A 22,693-nucleotide genomic window follows, 5' to 3' on the forward strand; every position below is an offset into this window, starting at 1 on the left:
CAGGGTGTGACTGCACACGCTGGAGGGGATTTGCATATAACCTGCACAAGGTAGACAAAACGAGGAAGTAAAGGAAGCTAGCTATGGGAAAGCACGCGCAACCACAGCAGCCGGAAGAGAATGGAACTTCGCAGTATCCGGCGAGTGGGGAAGAAGGGGGCGTCGGCAAGCAGGGCATGGGCCGTGGCAAGCTGATCGCCATTATTGCGGCAATTGTTGTCGTGGCATTGGTATTGCTGCAGGTAGTGCTGTACCTGGCGCGCGATGATGAGGATGAGGCCGGCTCGGCGCCAGAGACGGTGGCCAGCGAGAGCGCACCGGAGGAATCCGGGCCGAAGTCGGATGCCTTCGTGGATGATTCGGGCCAGCAGGAGCACGAGTACGAAGCCGCGCCTGGTGAGTTCAAGGGCTTTGAGGGTATGTCGGTAGGCATCGACGGCGAGTACGCGGCCGTAGACCCCGTACAGGTCACGGACCAGGGCGTGCTGCTGCCGCCACACGACGTCACTCGCGTGGGCTGGTACTCCGCCTCCGCTGTGCCAGGTGAGCCGGGCAATGTGGGCTCGAGCGTGATTACTGGCCACATTAACTACCAGGGCCAGGGCACCGGCTATGCGGAGAAGTTCACCAAGCTGAAGAAGGACCAGGAATTTACCGTGGTCATCGACGGCCAGGAGCGCACCTTCCGCGTGACCGAAGCACCGTACCGCCTGCCTAAGGGTTCCGGCTTCCCGGACGTGGTCAACGATAAGCAGGGTAAGAACCGCCTGGTTCTTATTACCTGCGGCGGCCAGTTCGTTGGCGGCGCGCTGGGTTATGAGGACAACATCATTACCGTGGCGGAGCCAGTAGGCGAGCCAGAGCAGCCCGCCGAGCAACCGGCGGGGGAGGCGCCGGCTGAATCCCCAGCCGAGGCCCCTGCAGCCTAGGCGGAAGCCTTTCAGGCGCCCTGTGGAATTGCCCACAGGGCGCCTTTTCTTATCCGTGGCACCTGGCATGTGGGTAGTGGGGTTGGGGCCTAAATATGAAATAATTTAAGGCAGTAACCGCCGCTGCCTGCGGCTTAGAAGGAGCATTTTCATGGATAATCCAGGCGAGATCGCCGGTCATATTGGCACGCCGCTGACCAGCAATGCCACCAAGGTATTGCTGCTGGGCTCAGGCGAGCTGGGCAAGCAGCTGGCCATGTCCTTCCAGAACCTGGGCCTTGAGGTCCACGCGGTGGACTCGTATGCGGGCGCGCCGGCACACCAAGTGGCGCAGTATAGCTACGTCGCCGATATCAAGGACGCCGGGCGCATCCTGCAGCTAGCACAAGAGATTCAGCCGCACTTTGTGGTTCCAGAGGTAGAGACCGTAGCGGTAGAAGCGCTGGAAGAGATGGAAGCGCAGAGTGACGCCATCGTGGTCCCCTCGGCTCGCGCCTGCGCCATGACGCAGGATCGCCAGTGCGTGCGCGAGGTGGCCGAGAATATTGGATTGCCGGTCTCCGCGTATCGCTTTGCTAGCTCATTGGAGGAGCTAGAAGAAGCAGTCGGGGAGCTGGGCTTTCCGTGCATCATTAAGCCGGATGTCTCCACCTCCGGCAAGGGCCACATGATTGCCCGAGATGAGGACGATGTGCGTGTGGCCTGGGAGACCGTGCGGCGGGTGTCCTCGGACTCGCAGCGCGTGGTGGCCGAGCGTTTCGTGGACTTTGATCTTGAGGTCACCCTGCTAGCTATCCGCTCCATCGACCCGGCCACGGGCAAACTGGCCACGTGGTTTAGCGAGCCCATCGGACACCGCCACGAGCGCGGCGACCTCGTAGAGGAGTGGCAGCCTACTGGAATGAGCGAGATTGCGCTGGAAAATGCCCGCTCTGTGGCGGCGCGCATCTCCAATGAGCTGGGTGGTCGCGGCGTGTACTGCGTGGAGCTTTTTGTCGCCGGCGATGACGTGTACTTTTCCTCCGTCTCCCCGCGGCCCTCGGATACGGCGATGCTTACCGCCTACACGCAGCGCTTTTCCGAGTTTGACCTGCACGCGCGCGCGATTTTGGGCTACCCCATTGACGCCACCCTGGTCACCCCGGGTGCCAGCGTGGTCATCCACGCGGACGAGGAGCTGAATGAGGTGGCCTATACCGGCGTCGCCGCGGCCCTTAGCTATGCGGAGACGGACGTGAAACTCTTTGGCAAGCCGGGGGCCTACAAGGGCCGCCGCATGGGTTTGGTCTCTTCTACTGCAGAAAATGTGGAAGAAGCGCGCGACCGTGCGGCTCTAGCGGCACACAAGATCGAGGTGACCACCACGCCGGGTCTGCTGGCGCAAGGCGGCGCCCGCGGCATCGATCCAGAAACCGAGAATGTTCCCGATATTGAGGTCGTGGAGTACGAAGGCGGCGTGGAGCTCGATCCGAAGCTCGCCTCCGGCGTGGACGACGCCGACTAGGAGGCGGCCAGCTGTCCAAGCGTCTAGCTGGCGGGGCGCAGCATCGGCTGGTGGGGGACTCCTTCGTCGTCGAATAGCTCGCCTACCGGAGTAAAGCCAAAGCCGGCGTAATAGTCCACGAGGCCGGCGTAATAGTCCACGAGGCCGGCCTGCGCCTCTAGGTAGAGCGGCTTGCCTGGGTGCATGCGCTCGCCTAGGTCGACGGCCGCCTGGAGAAGTTCGCGGCCGAGGCCCGTGCCGCGCGCGGCGGGCGCGAGCGCGAAGCGGCCGATTTGTGCGCCGGTGGCGTCGGCAAGCGCGGCGTCAGTAGGCGCAGCCGGAAAGACGCGGGCCGTGCCGAGCAATTCGTGGGAGTCCGTATCCCAGGCCAGCAGGTGCACGGTCTGGGGGTCGGCGTCGGTGGCGTCAATCTCGGTATACGGGCAGCGCTGCTCGTGCACAAAGACATCCACCCGCAGCTTGTAGAGCTGGTGGACGTCCAAGGCTGCCAGTTGACCCAAGGGCGCGGCGGAAATGAAATGCGGCATGGGCTAGGCCTGCGGACCGGCGTGCTTGACCATCTCGTCCCACTCGACGATCTTGATGCGCTCGCGGCCGTGCGGTTCACCGGCGGCGCGCTCCGCGGCATCCAGGCGGTGCCAGCCTTCCCAGGTGGTCACGGCGATATCGCGGGAAGCCAGGAAGTCCAGGATGTCCTGCGGATCGCGCTTGGTGGCAGGCTCCAAGTCACCGGCCTTGTAATCGGCGATAAGCATGGTGGTGGTGTCCTTGGCATCGGACTTGGTATTGCCAATCAGGCCCACCGGGCCGCGCTTAATCCAGCCGGTGGTGTAGAGGCCAGGCAGCTTTTCGCCGTCGACATTGGCCAGCACATGGCCGCCGTCGTTTGGCATGGTGGCCTTGGTCTCGTCGAAGGGCACACCGTCGACGGACTGTGGGTGGTAGCCCACCGCGCGGTAGACGGCCTGGACCGGCCACTCGGTGTACTTGCCGGTACCGGTTACGGTGCCATCGCCATTGAGCTCGGTGCGCTCGGTCTTGATGGCGGTAACGTGGCCGTCCTCGCCCAGCACCTCTACCGGGGACTCAAAGAAGTGAATGTAGAGCTTGTGCGGGGCATCGCCCGGCTCGCGCATAGCGTAGGACTCCAAGGTCTGGCACACCAGGTCGGTGGACTTGGCGGCGCGGCGTGCCTCCTCGGAGGCGGCGTCATACTCGATGTCCTCGGGGTTGACAATGACCTCAATGGTCGGGGACTCGTCTAGCTCCTTGAGCTCCTTCGGCGTGTACTTGGCCTGTGCCGGACCGCGGCGGCCGAAGACGTGGACCTCCTTGGCGCGGTTTTTCTTCAGCGCTGCGTAGACATTATCCGGGATCTCGGTAACGAGCAGCTCGTCGGCGGTCTTGGCCAAGATACGAGAGACGTCGAGGGAGACATTGCCCACGCCCACGACGGCGACGGATTCTGCGGAGAGATCCCAATCGCGCTCGAAGTTGGGGTTGCCGTCATAAAAGCCTACGAACTCGCCCGCGCCGTGATTGCCCTTAAGATCCTCACCGGGGATGCCCATGCGCTTATCGGCGGTGGCGCCGGTGGCGAAGATGATAGCGTCGTAATACTCGCGCATCTCCTCGACGGTGATGTCCTTGCCCACCTCGATATTGCCCAGGAAGCGGATCTCTTCTTTTTCCATAACGTTGTGCAGGGACTGCACGATGCCCTTAATACGCGGGTGATCCGGTGCCACGCCGTAGCGGATCAAACCGAACGGCGTTGGCATCTTTTCAAAAAGATCGATCTGCACATCGAGGTCGGATTTCACTAGAAGGTCAGAGGCGTAAATGCCTGCCGGGCCGGAGCCGACCACGGCGACGCGCACTGGGTTAGTCATGTGCTTAGGGTGTCCTTTCTTTCGTTGTGCTGCATATTCTACGCGGTCACTATGCGATAAAAACCACAGCATTGCTAACCCCAGTTTAGGGCGGTCACGATAGGGCATAGGAGGGGGTAAATCGCGTACAGTGGAAGAGTCACCGCGTGTTAATAACTGTGATGGATGACATGAAGTTATGACACGCGTTAATTGTGTTCAAGTGACCGTGAATGAAAGGTAATTTGCATGTCTGCATCCCATTCCGCAGTTATCAGCACTATCGGCCGTGGCTTTGATGGCCTCGACGTGTCGGCCCTAGCCCAAGACTTGGGGGCGGAGGTCATCCGTCTCGAAGACTTTGACCCCACCGTCGCCGCTGTACTCGCTGAGGCTCCTGCTGCCGAGAACATCGTGGCGCAGGGCACCGGCGATATCTCTTTTGATGCTGAGGTAGCTGCCGCCCTCGGCTTGCCCTTGGCCATCATTTCCGGCGCCCCGCAGCGCACCGGCGAGCTGGCACAGCACAATGCGGAATCCTTGGGTGCCACCGTTGCTGGCATCTTCACCGATCTCGAAGCAGTTCCGGGCGCACTTGCCTCGCTTGGCGACGTCACCCCGGTCATGTCCGCAGACCTCTTCCAGAAGCAGCTCATTGACCAGGCCCGCGCGGCTGGCGCACACATCGTCTTGCCGGAAGGCGACGATGACCGCATCCTCGAAGCCGCTCATGTGCTGCTGCGCGATAAGGTTGCCAAGCTGACCATTCTGGGCAATGAGGCCGATATCAAGGCCCGCGCCGAAGAGCTCAAGCTCGACCTGGCTGGTTCCGAAATCATCAATCACCTCGAGTCCCCGCTGGCGGAGGAATTCGCCGCCGACTTTGCCGAGCTGCGCAAGAAGAAGGGCGTTACCCTCGAGCAGGCGCGCGAGACGATGCAGGATATCTCCTACTTCGCCACCATGATGGTCCACAAGGGCTTGGCCGATGGCATGGTCTCCGGCGCTGCTCACACCACCGCCCACACCATCAAGCCTTCCTTCCAGATCATCAAGACCAAGCCGAATGCTTCCGTCGTCTCCTCCATCTTCCTGATGGTCATGCGCGGCCGCCTGTGGGCCTTTGGTGACTGCGCCGTCAACCCGAACCCCACCGCCGAGCAACTGGGTGAGATCGCGATTGTCTCCGCACAGACCGCTTCCCAGTTCGGCATCGACCCGCGCGTGGCCATGCTGTCCTACTCCTCCGGTACTTCCGGTTCCGGCCCGGACGTCGAGCGCGCCGTGGCCGCCGTAGAGGCCGCCAAGAAGCTGGATTCCTCCGTCAAGGTGGATGGTCCGCTGCAGTTCGATGCCGCCTGCGATCCAGGCGTTGCTGCGAAGAAGATGCCGAATTCTGAGGTTGCCGGACAGGCAAATGTTTTCGTCTTCCCGGACTTGGAGGCTGGCAATATTGGCTACAAGACGGCACAGCGCACCGGCGGCGCGCTCGCCGTGGGCCCGATTCTGCAGGGCCTGAACAAGCCGGTTAACGATTTGTCGCGTGGTGCGACCGTTCCGGACATCATCAACACCGTTGCAATCACCGCTATTCAGGCTGGAGAGAAATAAATGTCATACGTTCTGGTCCTTAACTCAGGTTCTTCCTCCGTTAAATTCCAGCTGGTCGATCCCGAATCCAGCGCCACGGATACCCCGTTGGTTTCTGGTTTGGTCGAGCAGGTTGGCGAGCCCCTCGGCGCTGTCACCGTGAAGACCGGTGGCGAGAAGTACAAGGAAGAGCTGGAAATCCCTACTCACTCCTTCGGCCTTGAGCGCGCTTTTGCCATCATGAGTGAGCACAACGTGGGCCCGACCGACGTGGATGTCATCGCCGTTGGCCACCGTGTCGTCCACGGCGGACGCCTCTTCTCCGAGCCGCAGCTCATCGTGGACCAGATCGAGTCCATGATTGAGGACCTCATCCCGCTGGCTCCACTGCACAACCCGGCTAACTTGGACGGCATCCGCGTGGCTCGCAAGATGCTGCCGGATATCCCGCACGTTGCCGTCTTCGATACCGCCTTCTTCAACACCCTGCCGCCGGCAGCCGCGCTGTATGCCATCAATAATGAGGTGGCATCCAAGTACGATATTCGCCGCTACGGCTTCCACGGCACCTCCCACGAGTTCGTCTCTCAGCAGGTGCCAGGCCTGCTGGGTCGCGACCCGATGCATACCCACCAGATCACCCTTCACCTGGGCAACGGCGCTTCCGCTGCGGCCATCCGCAATGGCCGCGCCATTGATACCTCGATGGGCTTGACCCCGCTGGCTGGTTTGGCCATGGGTACCCGTTCTGGCGATATTGACCCAGGCATCATTTTCCACCTTGTCCGCCAAGCGGGCATGAGCGTAGATGAGATTGACAACCTGCTCAATAAGCAGTCCGGTGTCAAGGGCATCTCCGGTGTCAATGACTTCCGTACGCTGCGCGAGCGCATCGACAACGAGGACCAGGACGCGTGGCTGGCCTACAATATCTACATCCACCAGCTGCGCCGCTTCATCGGTTCCTACATGATTGCCTTGGGCCGCGTTGACGCAATCACCTTCACCGCTGGTGTGGGTGAAAACGATACCGAGGTGCGCCAGGATTCCCTGTACAACCTGGATATGTACGGCATCCACTTTGATAAGGAGCGCAACCTGGTCCGCTCCGACCAGCCGCGCATGATTTCCACTGAGGACTCCCCGGTTAAGGTCTTTGTCGTTCCGACCAATGAGGAGCTGGCTATCGCCCAGAAGTCTGCCGAAATCGCCGCTATGGCGCGCGAGGCTGGGCTCTACAAATAAGAAGGTTCCTCCCCGGCCAGTGAAAACGGCCGAGCAGTGAACAAGGGGGCGTGCGGTAAAGAAGACCGCACGCCCCCCTTCTTTTGTTTTCTGCGCTGTGCGAGCAGATGCGAGCAGATGCAAGAACGCAAGCTAGAAGGTGGTCACGGGACGGACCTGGTTGGCAAGGTCCACGAGGGCGTAGCGGTGGCGGCTAAACGGTGCCTGGCGGGCGAGGGCGCGGAGGGTCTCGGACAGGCCGGTGCGCAGACCGCGTTGGGTGAAGGCGTATTCGAAAAGATCGTTGGGGGAGGCGGCATGGGAAAGATCCGCGTTGCGCAGGAAGTTTAGGCCGGCGGAGATGACGGCGATCTTAATCTGGAGGAAGCGCGGCTCGTTGGTGGGGACCTCTTCGAGGCGTCGGGCAGCGCGGCGGATGCGGGATTCGGAGAGATCGTGGACGATGAGCTGAAGGATCGTCGTCAAGCGGGCCATGCGGTAGTGACGCGAGGCATTAGGAACCTTGTCTAGTACGGTAATGGCGACCTCCACCTCTCCCTCGGAGCGCAGCTGGCGGGCGAGGCCAAAAGAGGAGGACACGGTCGTGGGGTTGGTGGACCACACGATGCCGTAGAGGCGCATGGAGTTAAACCGCAGGGCAGCTGGGTCTTGCGTGACGTGGTTCCAGATTTCTGGCTGGCCCTCAAAGGCGGAGTTGGGGAGATCGGCCAAGGTGGAATGCATATTGGAACAGGCCCGGGCCACCCTGGGATCAATGAGCGAGATTTCGCTGTAGTCCAGTTGCTGCAGGATGAGCTCGTTGATGGCGGCGATGGCGAGTTTGGGTGCCGCCTCGCCCGGAAGGAGATCGAGGACGGCGGAGAAGTATTTCTGGGCGTCGCGGTAGTCATCGAGGAGCAGTTCCGTGATGCCGGCATACCACTGGAAGCGCCAGTCCCGGCCGAGGCGGTTTTCGATGGAGCTGAGCCACTGCCGCGCCTGGCCGGTATAGCCCAGGTCGATCATGGAGCGCACCACGCCGAGTGGAATTTCGGCCGAGTGCTCGTACTCGGGGGTCTGCATGGCCTGGCGGAGGGTTTCGAGGGCTTCTTGTGGCTCCGCGTAGGAAGCACCCTGCAGCAGGCCGGCGCCCACATCGTCGCGGTCTAGCAGCGGGGTGGGCAGGGCGGAGACTACCTCGGGGGCGGTGATCTGGACGGTGCGATCGATGCCGTCAATAAGCTGGTCGGTGCGAAAGACCAAGTGCTTGGTGCCAAAGGTGGTACGTTGCGGCGAAAAGAGCGAGTGCTGGGAAGGATATTGCAGGCCGTCGCGGATGGCAATGACCTCGCGCAGCACGCCGTAGAGCTGGGTGCGCAGCTCCTTGATGGAGGTAAAGCGGCGCTCCGGATCCGGGTCCGTGGCGCGCTGTAGCAGGCGGTATAAGGACAAGAAACGGCGCAGTTCCGGCTCCTCGGTGGGGGTGGGGATACCTGGCAGATAAACGCCGTCTTCGGTAGGAAGCTTGAGGCACAGCGAGGCTAAGGTACGGCCGATGGTGTAGATATCGCTGGCGATGGAAGGCCCCTCGGTGGTGACTTCCGGGGCCTGATAACCCTTGGTGCCGTAGATATAGCCAAAGGCGCCGATGCCGGAGACCGCGCCCAAGTCAATGAGTTTGACCTGGTCCTCGGTGACGATGATGTTATCGGGCTTTAAGTCGTTATAGACCACCCCGCGCGAATGCAGGTACTCCAGCGCGGGCAGGACTTCCAGGATATAAGCGATTGCGATATCGACCGGCAGTAGCTTGTCCGTCTGCTTTTTCCGCCTGTTTTTAAGCGACGGCCCGCCGACGTACTCCATGACAATAAAGCCGCCGGGTACCCGGGGGTCATCGATGAAGTTGAAAATCTTGACGATGCCCGGGTGGGTAATATCCGCGAGGAACTCGCGTTCTGCCACCGCAGCGGCGGTTTCATCGGCCGATTTTTGTGCCTGCATACCTTTGAGGACCACCACTCTTCCAGAAACAAAGTGGTCATTGGCCAGGTAAATCCAGCCCATGCCGCCATGGGCGATGACGCCCAAGATTTCATATTGGCCGGCCACCATGTCACCAGGCTGTAACTGCGGTGGCGGGATCTTTTTACCGGAGGATGCCTCGTGTGGGTCGATCAGGGCGTCGGTCGGCTCGGAGGGGGTGATAAACGGCAGGCGCACCATGCCATCGGCCACGCGGCGCTCGGTGCGGTGGGTGCCACGGCGCTCGCGGAAGGTATCGAGTGCGCGGCGGCGCGAGCGCTGCGAGGAGTCCTCCTGGGCCTGCTGGGCGCGCTGCTGTACGCGCTTAGCCCGGATATTGTCTAGGTCCGCCAAGAGGCTAGAGATATGGTCCGGGTCGATGGAACCATCGCCATCCTCGTCATCGTCTGCGAAGGGATCGAAGGCTACCGCGGAGGTGCCGGTATCACCGTCTGCTTCATCCTCGTCAGCGAAGGGATCAAAGGCCACCGCCGCGGTTGCTTCCTCGTCTTCGTCCGCAAACGGGTCAAAAGCTACGGCTGCGGTGGCGGGGCCGTCGTCCGAGGAGGCATCGCCTAGCGCATCCGGCTCCTGCGCGGAATTGGTGGCATTGGTGGGCTGGCGGAAGGCACGCTGGGTATCAAGGTTTTCCGGCTCGATGTATTCGAGCTCATCATCGCTAAAGTTCGGGTTATGGCTCATGGTTTAGCCTCCTCCTCGATATACTTTCCGGCCGGCAGCGTGGGCTCTTCTAAGTAGGCACCGAGCCACTCCTCAAAAAGGGAAGACCACGTGCCATCGCGGCGTATGCGCTCTAGCGTGGAATTTATTTGGCGCAGCAGTGGGCGGGTGTCATGCTGCTTGCTGGGCAGGCGCACGGCCACGCCGTAGTTTTCGGTTTCCAGCGGTTCGCCCACGATGGAGGTATAGGAATCCTGGGCGGCCATGCCGGAGAGCAGGGCATCATCGACGACGATGCCATCGGCCTGGTTGAGCTGCAGTGCCATGAGGCAATCGCCCCAGGAACGGGTGACCAAGATATCGGCTTTGGGGGCGTGCTCGCGGATGGTATCGAGTGCGGTGGATTCGCCCACACCGCACAGCGTCTTCCCAGCGGTGTCCTTGATGGATTTGATGCCAGATTTGCTGAGCACCAGCATGCGGGTTTGGGTACGCATATAGGGGATGGAAAAGGCCACCTCCCGCTCTCGCTCCGGGCTAATGGTCATCGTGCGCACAATCATGTCCACCGCGCCGGAATTAAGGGCATCGACTCGGTTGGAGGATTCCACGAAGCGGAAGTCCACCTTATTGGGATCACCAAAAATATCGCGGGCAACCTCGCGGGCGATATCTACCTCGAAGCCGCGTACTTCACCCGAGGCGGCGTCGCGGTAACTCAGCAAGTTATTGGAACGGTCCACACCCACGATGAGCCGGCCGCGCTTGACGATGTCCGGCACCCGTTCTTTCGCTTTCTTGTCATCTGGGCGGTAGCTGCCTTTAATGTCTTCACCAGAGGCGCGGTGCGCGGGGGTGGTTCCTGCCTTTTCAATCTTTGCCCCATCTGGCAGCGGCGGGCCCGGCTTTGCGTCAAGGGCCTGCTCGGCGGGCGCCTCCAGTGGCGGGGTAGAGCGGACATCGCAGGAAGCCAGAGGCAGCGCGGCGCAGACGCAGGCAAGCGAAGCGAGGACGAGGCGTGGGCGGCGCATTAGAGGTACTCCTGCAATCGGGGACGGATGCCCAGCCACACGGCGATAATGGCGCATAAGGTCAGCAAGAATACGGCCGAGGACACCGCGGTCATGGCGGTCAGGCCGCGTTCCAGGTAGCTGCGCATAGCGACGCGCGCCTGACTAATGAGATCGGAGAGCTCCGCGTCGAGCTCGTCATAGGAACGCGCCGTGGTCATCTCACCGTCCTTGGGCTCGGTGGCCGTGGCCTGGTAGATGGCTTCATCATAGTCGCCGTCTTTCAGCGCGCCCATGAGCTTATCGTGGGTGCCACGCCACTGCTCGGCGGCCGCCCGGGCGCTGTGGATGAGTTCGGGGTCGGTGACCTCCACGTCCTCATCATTGAGGGCATCCTCATAATCCTGCAAGGCCATTTCGATGGAGTTAATCGAGCTGGAAAAGCGCACCATCGTATCCTCCTCGGAGGAACGCAGCACCAGCGCCAGGGTTTCAGAGGTGCGCGCCTGCTGCGCCTCAATACGCGAGGCCGTCAGCGAATCCCATGGGCGCGAGGCTGTCTCAAAGCCCTGGTGGCCGGTGGACCAGGTAGCGAGGTTGGATAGTGCTACCCAAGAAATGGCTAGGAAGAGCAGCACGCTGGCCGTCAAAAAGCCACGATTAAAACGCCGGCGGGTCTGGCGCCACAGCCACCACTGGGCCACAACGAGGAAAAAGAGCGCGGCAAAGAGGCCGGAGAGCGGCACCCACTGCGGCGAAGTGAGCTTTTGCTGCTGCTGGTTTACCTTGGCGGTGGTCAGTTGGAAAAGCTCGGAGGCGGCCGGCAGGATATGCTCGCGCATTAGTGCAGAGGCATTGGACATATAGGAGTTAGCTACCGCATTGCCCGCCCGGTGATTAGAACGGGCCTTTTCCACCATCGCGGTATAGACGGGCAGCTCGCGCTGGATAAAGGTCACCAGCTCGCGCACACGGCCATCTTCCTGTGTGGTACCCAGCACGGATTCGGTGGCTGCCACCGAAGCGGCATCAATAGCTTCGTTATAGCTATCGCGATTTTGCTCTGATTCCACACCGGCCTGTACGAAGCCGGTGGTGGCCACGGTATCGGCCACCGAAAGCGAACTATAAAGGTGGTGCGCCGCATTCGACATCGGTTCGGTAGTGCTTAGCAGCTCGTCCAAATCGGAGTGGCGGGCGGCGGAAGATTGGGACATCGATAAGCCGGCAGCGCCCAGGGCCACGGTGAGGATGAGCGTGACCGTAAAAAGCTTGCCCGGGGTGGTGGAGGCAAAGTAGTAAAAGCGGCGCATCAGGCGCGCCGGGCCTGCGAACCATTGCATGGCGCGGCTGCTGAGCCCGCTGAAGGCCGGGCCGGTGGGCGCGGTGACCTCATCGAGCCAGTGATCGCTCGGGTGAGCGTGCTCGTTGTGCACGCTTTCTGCCCGGACTGCCTGCTCGGTCATTAACTCAGAATAGCGTCCGCAGTGTGCTGGGCGCCACCATATACCCGCGTGTGTGGCTAGGATAGGCAGCATGCATAATCCTCACAGTGGAGACGGCTGGGCGGCAGGTCCTGGCGGCATTCGGGTCTGGGGAAAATTCGGTGCCGCTGGCCTCTTTCTTGTTGCCGGGCGCAAGGTGCTTCTCCAACACCGTGCCGCGTGGACCAATCACGGCGATACATGGGGGATTCCGGGTGGCGCCCGTGATTTTACGGAGACGCCGACCCAGGCCGCGTTGCGCGAAACTCAGGAAGAATGCGCGATTGCGCCCCACGATGTAGAGGTACTCGATGCGCAAGTCACGGCCGGGCCTTATCCCGCAGCGGGGGATCTACCGGGGGAGTGGACCTATACCACCGTGCTCGCGCGCACGCGCACCGGTGTTCCGCTTCCTACTACAGCTAATGAAGAGTCCTATGAGCTGCGCTGGGTGCCTTTCGACGAGGTGGAGACCCTCCCATTATTGGCTGCCTTTCGTCGCTCCTTTCCCACCCTGCGGGAGAGTATGGAGGCATTGAACAGGTAAAGTTGCCAGATTTATGGCACTCTAGTGCCATGATCGAAGTAGAAGGACTGACTAAACAATATAAGTCTGTCCGCGCCGTTGATGATCTCACCTTTCAGGTAAAACCCGGCATGGTCACCGGGTTCCTAGGCCCCAATGGCGCGGGCAAATCCACCACCATGCGCATGATCCTCGGCTTGGATGCTCCTACGGCCGGCAAGGCGCGCATTAACGGCAAGCACTACCACGAGCTCAAGCAGCCCCTGCGTGAGGTGGGTGCCTTGCTCGATGCCAAGGCAGTGCACCGCAACCGCAGCGCCGCTAATCACCTGAAATGGATCGCACAGTCCAATGGCATTTCTACTTCCCGCGTTGACGAGGTCTTGGGGCTGGTAGGGCTTTCCGACGTCGCCGGTAAGAAAGTCGGCGGCTTCTCCCTCGGCATGGGCCAGCGCTTGGGCCTCGCCGGCGCACTGCTCGGTGACCCGGGCATCCTCATTTTGGACGAGCCGGTCAACGGCCTTGACCCGGAGGGCATTCGCTGGGTCCGCCAGCTGGTACGTGCCCTAGCCAAAGAGGGCCGCACCATTTTGATTTCTTCCCACCTGCTGTCGGAGATGTCCCAAACCGCAGATCACCTCGTGGTCATTGGTAAGGGCCGCTTGGTAGCGGACCAGCCCACCTATGACTTTGTGAAGGACCACTCGGAGTCCTCCGTGCTGGTGCGCTCCGATCACCTCGATGCCTTTGGCTCTGCTCTGCGCGCCGAGGGAATCTCCTTTACCGAGTCCACCGACGAGGAAGGCCGCCCCCGCTTGGTGATTGCCAACCAGACCACGGATTTCGTGGGCCAGCTGGCGTACTCCACCGGTGTGCCGCTTAATGAGCTAAGCCTCAAGAGCGCCTCCCTAGAGGACGCTTTCATGGAGCTTACTGGCGACGCCGTCCAGTACCACGGCTCCACCGGCGCCCCCACCCCCGGAACCGCTGGCGCCGCCACTCCGTTCGCTCGACCCACCCAGCAGGAGGTTTAAGTCGCCATGCTGAATACCTTGAAGTCCGAATGGACCAAGCTGCACACCACCCGCTCCTTCTGGTGGACTACCTTCATCTTCCTCTTCTTTGTCTGGGGTTGGGCCATCTTGAATGCTCGCCTTACCCAACCGGCGGAAACCCCCGAGGATGTAGAGTTGGGCATGGGGATTATTACCCCAGATGGCGCAGTGACTTTCCTTTTTTCCCTTGGCCTGCCTGTACTCATGATCCAAGCCATCATGATTGTCACCACTGAGTACCGCTTTGGTACGCAGACCATCACTTTCATGGCCACCCCACGCCGCTGGTCGGTCGCTGTGGTCAAGTTGCTCATGTACGCGGTTATCGCCGCAGCATTGACCTTTGTGGCCGTGGTGGGTGCCTACCTACTCACCGAGTTTTTTGCTCACGATGAGGTAGCCGCGCAATTCCAGCCTTGGGACGATGAGATGGGGCAGAAGCAGCTGTGGAAGTATCCTCTAGCCGCCGCGCTGCTCGTCCTTTTCTCCCAAGGTCTCGGACTGTTATTGCGCTCGACGGCTGGTTCCGTGGCCATTGGTCTCATCCTCTTCCTCGGCGTGGATAATCTTGTGGCTGCCCTTCCCAAGTTTGGTAGCAAGCTGGTCAACTTTATGCCGTTCAAGTCTTTCCAGTCTTGGCTGTGGGAGATAGATCCGGTTGATGCTCCCTGGAAAGATAACTGGGTATTTTGCCTGGTATTTATTGCCTGGGCTCTCCTTTTGTGGGTCCTCGGCGTCATCGTCCTGCAAAAGCGCGACGCCTAAACACCTCCAACGCTTAAGCCCCCATTGCTTAGGCGCTTCACCGCCTCGGCCGGCAGCTCATTCGCTGCTCACCGGGGCGGTGTCTTGTTTCCGGACCGTTTTCGTTGCAGCCGCGGTGGTCCGTGTTCGCTCTACTGCAGCGCGGAGGTAAGTCGCATGACATTATCCACGTAGCGGCGGATAAAGCCGCGCTCATTCCATTCCTCCAAAGTTAGCTCGTGACACACGGCGCGGTAATTGGCTACGAGCTGGTTGAACTGGTCAATGAGGTCTCCCTTGGCCACCAGCATGGTGGACTCATAGTTCAGACCAAAGGAACGCGGGTCCATATTGGAGGAGCCGAACATACACAGCGGATCGCGGCCGGGATCGTCCGGGTCGGTAATAATGAACTTGGAGTGAAGCACAAAGGGGTAAGGGAATTGGTAGATGTGTACGCCTGCCTCTAGCAGGGCCTGGTAGTAGGAGGACTGGGCATGGTTGACCATAAACTGGTCCGCCTTTGCCGATACATAAAGCTCCACATCCACGCCGCGGTAGCAAGCGGTGGTTACGGCCTCCAGCAAGGACTCATCCGGGACAAAGTAGGGCGAGCACAAAACTAGCCGGTCCTTAGCGTGATGGACCAGGGAGTTGAACATGCGCAGGTTTGGCTCAGTGGTATAACCAGGGCCGGAGGGGATGATTTGGAGGTGATTGGCGTCGGCAGTCTGGGCGTCGTCATAAGGCAGCTCATCGAGGGGAAGGTTCTCGTCTGCCTCTAGGTACCAATCCACGGCGAAGACCGCGGACATGGAAGTCACAATCGGCCCGGAGAGCTCTACCATGTAGTCGATCCAGTAGCGGTCCTTGGTTTTGTACTGGCGCTTAATCATATTCAGCGAGCCGATAAAGCCCACCTTGCCATCGATGATCACCAGCTTGCGGTGGTTGCGCAGGTCCGGACGCCGGAAACGGCCCTTGTGTATCTGAATGGGCAGCATGAGATGCCAGTCCACGCCTATCTCTGTCAGCTGCTTGCCCAGCTTGAAATAGCCCTTGTACTTAAAACTGCCGATCTGATCCAGCAGTAGCCGCACCTTCACGCCGCGGGCGGTAGCCCTGCGCAGTGACTCGAAGAAGACGTCCGTGACCTCGTCCCAGGACTGGATGTAGATCTCGATGGACACGTACTTCTTGGCGCGGTCAATGGCGGCGGCGATAGCGCGAATGGATTCGTCATAATCCGCGTGCAGACCCAGGTTGTGGCCCACCAACGCTGGGAATCCGGTCAGCTCGCGGTTGAGCCGGATGACCGACTCAGTTTCTGCCGAAAGTATGCCCTGTGGGTGGTCAGGGGTGTGGGCCGTGACGTTTTCAATCTTCTCATTTGCTTGCTGCTGGATGCGGTGGCGGCGCCGGTTGATATACGGCGAGCCCATAAGCAAAAACAGCGGCAGACCGATAAACGGCAGCACCAAAATAGCCAGCAGCCACGCGGTGGAACTGGACGGGCGGCGGCCTTCGGGCACGAAGCCGACGGCAATAATCTTGATGCCGTAATCCAGGATTAGGAATAAAAGCTGCCAGAAGCTGAGATCAAGCGACCAAGACATTTATCGCACGGAATCGAAATCGGGCAGATTGAAATCTGCGAGAAGCGGGCAGTGATCGGAAGTTTTATCGCCGGCGCGCTCAACCAGGTCTACCTGTGCGCCGGTTACGTGTTGGGCAAGTGGGGCGGAAGCCAACTGGAAATCGATGCGCATGCCTTCGTTCTTTTGGAAGCGCATGCCCTTGTAATCGAAGTAGGTATAGCGTTGGTCCTCCGTGAACCGGCGGGTGACCTCCTCGAGCCCGGACTCTTCCAGCATCTGGAATGCGGCGCGCTCTGGCTCGGTGACATGCGTCTTGCCGCGGAAGGCTTCGATGTCCCATACGTCTTCATCGCGCGGAGCAATATTGAAATCACCGGTCAAGAGAAGTTTAGACTGCGCATTATTTTCCGCATAGTGCGCCAGGTGATAGAGAAAGTCCAGCTTGTAGTCATAGTGGCGGTCCGTGATCTCGCGGCCGTTGGGCACGTAGAGGGACCACATTTCTACGCCACGGATTCGGGCCCCTAGCGCTCGTGCTTCACGGTCTTGTGGCTTATCTGGATCTTTGGCAAAGCCGGGTTGTCCCGGGAAACCTACAAAGACCTCCTCGGGCGCGTCTGTGGACACGATGGCCACGCCGTTCCACTGGTTGAGCCCGTGGCACGTGACGTGCAGACCCGCTTCCTCGAAGGGCTCGCGTGGAAACTTATCGTCTTTTACTTTAGTTTCCTGCAGGCACAAAACGTCGATATCGTGCTTGGAGATAAGGTCCAGCGCCCGCTGTGTGCGGGTACGAACGGAGTTAATATTCCACGTGGCGATGCGCATGCCACATACAGTACCTGCCCGCTGCAGCGAGGTCAGTGGGCAGTCCCATAAGGCTCACCACCCAGCCCGAAAGGGTGCTGCGCGGGGCCTAGCCCCGCAGGCGGGCGTAGACGCGGCGGTGTTGCTCGATGAAGCCGAGCTTCTCAGCCAGCCGCACTCCTGCGGTATTGGAAGCCGGAACGGTGAGGTAGGCATGCTCCGCGCCATTATCGCGGCCCCAGCGCAGCAGGTGCTGGCCTAGCAGGGTGCCGAATCCGCGGCGGCGGGAGTTCGCAGCTACCTCCACATTAGAAAGGCCCAGCCACGCGGTGCCATCGCCGGATTCGCTAATGGCACCGCGGGCAATGGCGACGGTTACGCCTTCGAGCGCTAGGCGGCCAAAGCCAAGTGTGCCCTCGATGGGGGCGCTCAGGTGCTTCAGTGCCTGAGGCGAAAGGGTTCCGCTGCGGGAGTGATACATCTCCAGCCACTGGTCATCGGGGTGGTCTTCGACATGGAAGGTGGGGGAAGCAGAGGGGGCTTCGGCAAGCGCGGGCAGATCGCGCAAGACCATAGCGAGCGTTTCTGGTTCGGTTTCCGAGGCGGCGTCGGCAAGCAGGCGCTCGGCGGGTTTGCCAATGCGCTCTGGAACCAATAGGCGCACCGGCAGGTCGCGGCGGGCGAAGAAGTCCTTAATCTCTTCCATCGGCACCGGGGTAAAGCCGGCCGAAGGGCCCAAAGGCACGGCCGAATTGGAGCTGCCGGTAGCCCCGTCGCCGGCGCGCAGGAGCCAAGAACCATCGCTAGTCCAGGCGTGCTCCCCGCCGGGGAAAGCCGCGGCCGCCGCAACCTCCACGGCGCGGATATCGGAATTGCGGACCATGCGCGGGGAGAGCCGCTTGATGATTTTCAGCTGTTCCGGCGGGATCTCTACCGCATCCAGGTCAGAGGGGAAACCACCGACCTCCTGCGGGCGGATAACCAGCGGATTGAGGCTCAGCACGTGCCCGATGACGTCGCTATGCACGCCGCCGAAATCGCGCCGGGCCACCACGCGCTCGCCCACCTGGACGGCATCGGAGCGGAAAATACGTGACATTAGTCGTCGTGGCCGAAGGGATCGGCGTCCTCGCCCGGTACCCAGGAATAACCCGGCTCGGTCCACCCATTGCGTTTGATGGCCTTTTTGGCCTGGCGCTTATAGCGGCCGATGAGGGTATCGGTGTACAGGAAGCCATCGAGGTGGCCGGTCTCGTGCTGCAGGCAGCGGGCGAAGAAGCCATAGCCTTCGACGGAGATGTCGTTGCCGTTTTCGTCCTTGCCGGTCACGCGCGCCCAGTCGGCGCGGCCGGTGGGAAAGCCTTCGCCTGGAACGGAGAGGCAGCCTTCGTCATCGGAGCCGTCGTCGGCCGGCATGGTCTCCGGAATTTCGGAGGTCTCCAACACGGGGTTAATAACGCAGCCCTTGCGCATGCCTGCCTTTTCGGACGGCAGCTCGGTGCCATTGGGCCCGTCCGTATCGGGGCAGTGGTAGACAAAGAGGCGCTTGCCAATTCCTACCTGGTTTGCAGCTAGGCCCACGCCATGGGCGGCATCCATGGTTTCATACATGTCCGCGATGAGTTGCTGCATTTCCGGGGTGGAAATTTCGGATTCTTCCACCGGTTGGGTGGGATTGTGAAGCACGGGCTCGCCGTGGATAACGATGGGGCGAATAGTCATGCCTTACAGTTTAGGCATGGACCCCTTGTCTGACCTAGACGCCGCCATTTTGGACTTTGAAGAAAACGCGCCGCGCAGCATCGGCCGCAAGGAAGAGGCCATCCGCGCGCAACTGGATATCTCCCCGGTGCGCTACCATCAGCGCCTTAACCTGCTTCTCGACGCCCCCGCGGCCGCCCAATCCCATCCCCTCCTAGTCGCCCGGCTGCGCCGCCTGCGCGAGGAGAGAGAAAACACGCGGCGCGCCGCGCGGGGAAATACCCCTTCTAGTTAATTCTGGGTACTAGTGTTGCGTATGTGACTAATGTGAATCCGGAAAATTCGACCGACAAGGTACCCGACGAAACCCGCGCCGGCTCCGCTGCCGGTGCGTCCGCTTCCCGTGCCGCTAAGCGCCCCGCTGGTGGCGGCGCGCACGCTAAAAAGGGCGGACTCCCGCTGCGCGGCCTGGCGATGGTCCTCATCGCGGTGGCCGTCATGCTCGGCCTCTGGGCTTTGTACTCCATAACCTCGGGCGACGATGATTCCACCGTGGCCTCCGAGAGCAAGCAAGAAAACTCCACCGGTTCCACCATTGGTGCCGCACCCGAAGGCTCCGCTGGTCCCGATGCCGCAGGTTCCCGTGCCCCCGGTGCCCCAGGCGCTTCCGAGGGTGCAAGCGCTCTTTCCCCTGCACCGGCGCCAGGAAAGGGCGATGCCCCACGTGATTCGGCTGCTTCCGGTGCTGCCGACGAGGCTGCTGCGCCTCAGGGCAATGACGCTGCAGGAGAGGAAAACGCCCACTCCGCCGCGCGCGACCGCAAAGATATTAAGGTCAGCGTCCTCAATAACTCCGGTGAGGTAGACAAGGCCAAGAAGGAAGCCGATTCCCTCAAAGGCGGCGGCTTCAAGGTGGGCTACGTGGGCAACCTGCCTGGCGATGTCCTTACCGTCCCGAAGACCACCGTCTTCTACCCGGAAGGCGATACCTCTGCTGAAGCACTGGCCAAAGAGGTAGCCGCTCGCTATCAGGCCGATATCGCGCCCATGAATCGCGACCTGCCTAAGGAAGCAACCGATGACGGCGCCGTCGTTGTCGCCCTAGCGGTGCCGCAGGCCTAAGCTAGCTGCGTACCTGACCTAAAGTCCAAGGGCATCCGGCCAGAAAGAAACTTTATTGTTCTGTGGCCGGATGCCCTTGGACTTTTATGATCTGAGATATTGCCTACCCGCACGGCCGCCGCTGAGAATGGGTTAAATAAAATTCACTTCTTAATACCTGTCAGCCGTTAAGCTGAATGGGTGAAGATCCCGGCAGAACAATTCGCCCGCTCTCCCGAACCAACGCTAGGTGTGGAATGGGAGGTAGCGCTCGTGGACCGCGAAACGCGCGACCTCGTCCCGCGCGGTGCGGAACTTATCGATCTGGCCAATGCGACCTATCCCGATATCCATCTGGAAAAGGAATTTCTCCAAAATACGGTGGAGCTAGTTACAGGCATTTGCCACACCGTTCCGGAAGCAATCGCTGACCTGAAAAATTCCCTGAACGCGGTGGAAGAAGCCGCCGATAAGCTGGGGGTAGATGTCTGGGCATCCGGTGGGCACCCATTTACGGATTTCCGCGAGAATCCGCTTTCGGATAAACCCAGCTATCAAGAAATCATCGCGCGCACCCAGTACTGGGGCAAGCAGATGTTGCTTTGGGGCACGCACGTGCACGTGGGCATTAGCCACGAGGACCGCGTGTGGCCCATCATCAATGCGCTAATGACCAAGTACCCCCACTTGCTGGCCTTATCAGCGTGCTCGCCGGGGTGGGAGGGCCTGGATACCGGCTATGCTTCCAACCGCACCATGCTCTACCAGCAGCTGCCTACCGCAGGCATGCCATATCAATTCCGCGATTGGGCCGAGTGGCAGTCCTATATGCGCGACCAAGCGATTTCCGGCGTTATCAACCACACCGGCTCCATGCACTTTGATATTCGGCCGGCCGCCAAGTGGGGCACGGTGGAGGTGCGCGTGAGCGATGCGACGTCGAATCTGCGCGAGCTTTCCGCCATCGTTGCGCTTACTCACTGCTTGGTGGTCTACTACGACCGGCTTATCGACGCCGCGGAACCCCTTCCCACCCTGCAGCCCTGGCACGTGGCAGAAAATAAGTGGCGCGGCGCCCGCTACGGCATGGATGCGCTGGTAATTACCTCCCGCGAGACCGATGAAGCCTGGGTCAAAGACGAGCTAGCGCAGATGGTGGAAGAACTCGCCCCCATCGCCCGCGAGCTGGGATGCTTTAATGAGCTGCAGCTTATCCACGAAATTATTGATGGCGGCGCCGGCTATGAGCGGCAGCGCCGCTTGTTCAAAGAAACTGGCAGCTGGCGCGAGGTGGTTGAGGAGACCTGCCGCGAGCTGCGCACCTTCCGCCCGCTCTAAAGCGGGAGGGCAGGGGGCCGGTAGCCGCCTCGGGCTTAGTCCTCGGAGCGCGAGTGGCGCCCATAAGCCGGGGTATCGGGGATATCGGTGATGTCCTGGGACGCGGGGAAAGCGCGCGTTTCGGGACCCACCGCGGGCATTTCTGCCGTTTCATCGCTGATAGTGCGCGCTGCCCGTGAATGACCACCACGGGTCGTAGACTCGGTGTTCACTGAATGCGCCGGACGGGCCGCGGTCGTGGTGGCAGCAGGTTGCGCGGCAGCGGGCTGCTGGGGGCTACCAGGGGCGGTCGTTTCCTTGGCCGGTTGGGTGCCAGGGATAAATCCCCACACCGCGTAGAAGGCGATATAGATAACGCCGGCGCCGGTAAAGGCCAACATGCCCCAGGGCTGCAGATCCCAGTGGTTGAGCGAGCGGCTCGCAGCAGATAGCCACACGGGGGCGGAAATGAACGGCATGGTTACCGCACACATGGCCAGCACGGATACGAAACCAGCGAACTGTGCGCCGAGGAAACCGTGCAAGCGCCTGCCCAGCGCCTGGTTAACGGAAACCAGTACGACGACGGCCAAAGGCACCGTCCATACCCAGTGGTGATACCAGGAGAAGGGGGAGACCAAGCAGGAACTGATACCGGCGAGCGCAAGCGCGGCCGAGTTATTACGGTGCTTCATCGCGGTACGCAGCGCCAAGCAGGTCAGAATAAAGACCACGACCACGGCGGCAAGCCATACCCAGCCGCCGTCGATGCCCCATGCGCGGACCATCACGGAGCGGATGGACTGCGCACCTGGGTTAGTGTGCTCGCCCACGCGGGAGGATTTAAAGATGGCATCGGTCCAGAATTCGGCGGCATCCGGGATGGTTACAAAGCCAATGGCAACGGTTACCGCGAACGTCAAGATGGCGATAATCGCCTGCCACCAGCGTTTTTGGAAGAGCAGAACCAGTCCCATATAAGCGGGGGTAAGTTTCATACCCGCAGCCAAACCGATGCCGATGCCCGGCAGGGCCCGCTTGCGCGGGAGGAGGTCCAAGGCAACCAGCAACATCAAAAAGATGTTGATCTGGCCAAAGAATAGGGTGCCGTGCACCGGTTCATTTGCCGGGGTGCAGCACAAAAGCAAGATGCTCAATAACCACATTGCCGGGGAGAGCTTGAGCCCGCGCTCGCGCAGAACCAGCATGATGACCGTAAACAGGGCAAGGGCGGTGCCGCCTTGCCAAAAGAGGATCAAAGGGTCGTCGGCAAGCGAGGAAAGCCACGTGAAAAGAGTGCCGGAAAAGGGCGGATAGGTAAAAGGCAGGTCACCAATATAGGCGTTATCGTACAAGTTTGCGCCCTGCGCTACCTCACCACCGGCGAGCCAATAAATCTTCAGATCTAGCGGAACGCGCCACACAAAGGCGCTATTGCCATCGTAGATGCTGAAGCGATAGACAATGACGCCGATGAGGGCGGCGAGCAAAGTCACCACAGTGGGAAGCCCATAAAGCTTTTTCAC

General features: G+C 60.9%; 20 protein-coding genes. 10 read left to right on the plus strand and 10 right to left on the minus strand.

Features of this window, described 5'->3' with window-relative positions:
- Positions 1-83 precede the first annotated feature (83 nt).
- Together QP990_RS00685 and purT are read left to right on the plus strand one after the other, a co-directional pair.
- The gene (locus QP990_RS00685) at positions 84-929 is read left to right on the plus strand and encodes a class F sortase (protein WP_284797983.1); all 846 of its coding nucleotides are present in this window, start codon (positions 84-86) and stop codon (positions 927-929) included.
- A gap of 151 nt (positions 930-1,080) precedes the next feature.
- Positions 1,081-2,433 (plus strand): formate-dependent phosphoribosylglycinamide formyltransferase, encoded by a 1,353-nt coding sequence (gene purT, locus QP990_RS00690; protein WP_284797985.1) that lies wholly within the window; start codon positions 1,081-1,083, stop codon positions 2,431-2,433.
- Between the two features lie 23 nt (positions 2,434-2,456).
- Here purT and QP990_RS00695 read toward each other — a convergent pair whose 3' ends face one another.
- Together QP990_RS00695 and QP990_RS00700 are read right to left on the minus strand one after the other, a co-directional pair.
- Entirely contained in the window at positions 2,457-2,960 is a 504-nt protein-coding gene (locus QP990_RS00695) for a GNAT family N-acetyltransferase (protein ID WP_284797986.1), read from the minus strand.
- A 3-nt stretch (positions 2,961-2,963) separates the two neighbouring features.
- Entirely contained in the window at positions 2,964-4,325 is a 1,362-nt protein-coding gene (locus QP990_RS00700) for an FAD-dependent oxidoreductase (protein WP_239208110.1), read from the minus strand.
- 228 nt (positions 4,326-4,553) lie between these two features.
- Here QP990_RS00700 and pta point away from each other — a divergent pair, with 228 nt between their 5' ends.
- A complete protein-coding gene (pta, locus tag QP990_RS00705) occupies positions 4,554-5,915 on the plus strand; it encodes a phosphate acetyltransferase (RefSeq protein WP_284797988.1) in 1,362 nt (453 codons plus the stop codon).
- Positions 5,916-7,139, plus strand: coding sequence for an acetate kinase (locus QP990_RS00710; protein ID WP_005325574.1), 1,224 nt, complete (start codon positions 5,916-5,918; stop codon positions 7,137-7,139).
- A 132-nt stretch (positions 7,140-7,271) separates the two neighbouring features.
- Here the strand turns inward: QP990_RS00710 and QP990_RS00715 are convergent, their stop codons facing one another.
- From QP990_RS00715 to QP990_RS00725, 3 genes are read right to left on the minus strand one after another with little or no spacing between them, the layout of a single operon-like run.
- A complete protein-coding gene (locus QP990_RS00715; protein ID WP_284797990.1) occupies positions 7,272-9,845 on the minus strand; it encodes a serine/threonine protein kinase in 2,574 nt (857 codons plus the stop codon).
- A complete protein-coding gene (locus QP990_RS00720; RefSeq protein WP_023019976.1) occupies positions 9,842-10,855 on the minus strand; it encodes a glutamate ABC transporter substrate-binding protein in 1,014 nt (337 codons plus the stop codon). The genes QP990_RS00715 and QP990_RS00720 overlap by 4 nt, the downstream gene beginning before the upstream one ends.
- Positions 10,855-12,300 carry a hypothetical protein gene (locus QP990_RS00725; protein WP_023019975.1) on the minus strand — a complete coding sequence of 482 codons (1,446 nt, stop codon included), beginning with the start codon at positions 12,298-12,300 and terminating at the stop codon, positions 10,855-10,857. Before QP990_RS00725 ends, QP990_RS00720 begins: the two co-directional genes overlap by 1 nt.
- A gap of 70 nt (positions 12,301-12,370) precedes the next feature.
- Here QP990_RS00725 and QP990_RS00730 point away from each other — a divergent pair, with 70 nt between their 5' ends.
- The 3 genes from QP990_RS00730 to QP990_RS00740 are packed head-to-tail and all read left to right on the plus strand — an operon-like array spanning position 12,371 to position 14,664.
- Positions 12,371-12,865: an NUDIX domain-containing protein gene (locus tag QP990_RS00730; protein WP_023019974.1), complete on the plus strand. Its 495-nt coding sequence runs from the start codon at positions 12,371-12,373 to the stop codon at positions 12,863-12,865.
- Positions 12,866-12,894: 29 nt separating this feature from the next.
- On the plus strand, positions 12,895-13,878 hold the full coding sequence (locus tag QP990_RS00735; RefSeq protein WP_023019973.1) for an ABC transporter ATP-binding protein: 984 nt from the start codon (positions 12,895-12,897) through the stop codon (positions 13,876-13,878).
- Between the two features lie 6 nt (positions 13,879-13,884).
- Positions 13,885-14,664 (plus strand): ABC transporter permease subunit, encoded by a 780-nt coding sequence (locus QP990_RS00740; protein WP_023019972.1) that lies wholly within the window; start codon positions 13,885-13,887, stop codon positions 14,662-14,664.
- 131 nt (positions 14,665-14,795) lie between these two features.
- Here QP990_RS00740 and cls read toward each other — a convergent pair whose 3' ends face one another.
- From cls to QP990_RS00760, 4 genes are all read right to left on the minus strand, one after another.
- On the minus strand, positions 14,796-16,259 hold the full coding sequence (gene cls / locus QP990_RS00745) for a cardiolipin synthase (protein WP_023019971.1): 1,464 nt from the start codon (positions 16,257-16,259) through the stop codon (positions 14,796-14,798).
- Positions 16,260-17,069 carry an exodeoxyribonuclease III gene (locus QP990_RS00750; protein WP_239208105.1) on the minus strand — a complete coding sequence of 270 codons (810 nt, stop codon included), beginning with the start codon at positions 17,067-17,069 and terminating at the stop codon, positions 16,260-16,262.
- Between the two features lie 88 nt (positions 17,070-17,157).
- Positions 17,158-18,147, minus strand: coding sequence for a GNAT family N-acetyltransferase (locus QP990_RS00755; protein ID WP_023019969.1), 990 nt, complete (start codon positions 18,145-18,147; stop codon positions 17,158-17,160).
- Positions 18,147-18,770: a peptide deformylase gene (locus QP990_RS00760; RefSeq protein WP_023019968.1), complete on the minus strand. Its 624-nt coding sequence runs from the start codon at positions 18,768-18,770 to the stop codon at positions 18,147-18,149. The genes QP990_RS00755 and QP990_RS00760 overlap by 1 nt, the downstream gene beginning before the upstream one ends.
- On the opposite strand from QP990_RS00760, the gene QP990_RS00765 reads away from it, so the two are divergent.
- The 3 genes from QP990_RS00765 to QP990_RS00775 all read left to right on the plus strand — a co-directional run bounded on the left by QP990_RS00765 (position 18,769) and on the right by QP990_RS00775 (position 21,188).
- Positions 18,769-19,044 (plus strand): DUF3263 domain-containing protein, encoded by a 276-nt coding sequence (locus QP990_RS00765; RefSeq protein ID WP_239208104.1) that lies wholly within the window; start codon positions 18,769-18,771, stop codon positions 19,042-19,044. The two genes, QP990_RS00760 and QP990_RS00765, sit on opposite strands and share 2 nt — an antisense overlap.
- 23 nt (positions 19,045-19,067) lie before the next feature.
- Positions 19,068-19,871, plus strand: coding sequence for a LytR C-terminal domain-containing protein (locus QP990_RS00770; RefSeq protein ID WP_239208103.1), 804 nt, complete (start codon positions 19,068-19,070; stop codon positions 19,869-19,871).
- A gap of 180 nt (positions 19,872-20,051) precedes the next feature.
- Complete coding sequence (locus QP990_RS00775) at positions 20,052-21,188, plus strand: glutamate--cysteine ligase (RefSeq protein WP_023019965.1); 1,137 nt, start codon at positions 20,052-20,054, stop codon at positions 21,186-21,188.
- Positions 21,189-21,223: 35 nt separating this feature from the next.
- On the opposite strand, the gene QP990_RS00780 is transcribed toward QP990_RS00775, so the two are convergent.
- Positions 21,224-22,693, minus strand: coding sequence for a glycosyltransferase 87 family protein (locus tag QP990_RS00780; protein WP_284797993.1), 1,470 nt, complete (start codon positions 22,691-22,693; stop codon positions 21,224-21,226).

Origin of the sequence: Corynebacterium sp. MSK071 (genome assembly GCF_030232125.1) — a bacterium.
Classification (GTDB): domain Bacteria; phylum Actinomycetota; class Actinomycetes; order Mycobacteriales; family Mycobacteriaceae; genus Corynebacterium; species Corynebacterium kefirresidentii.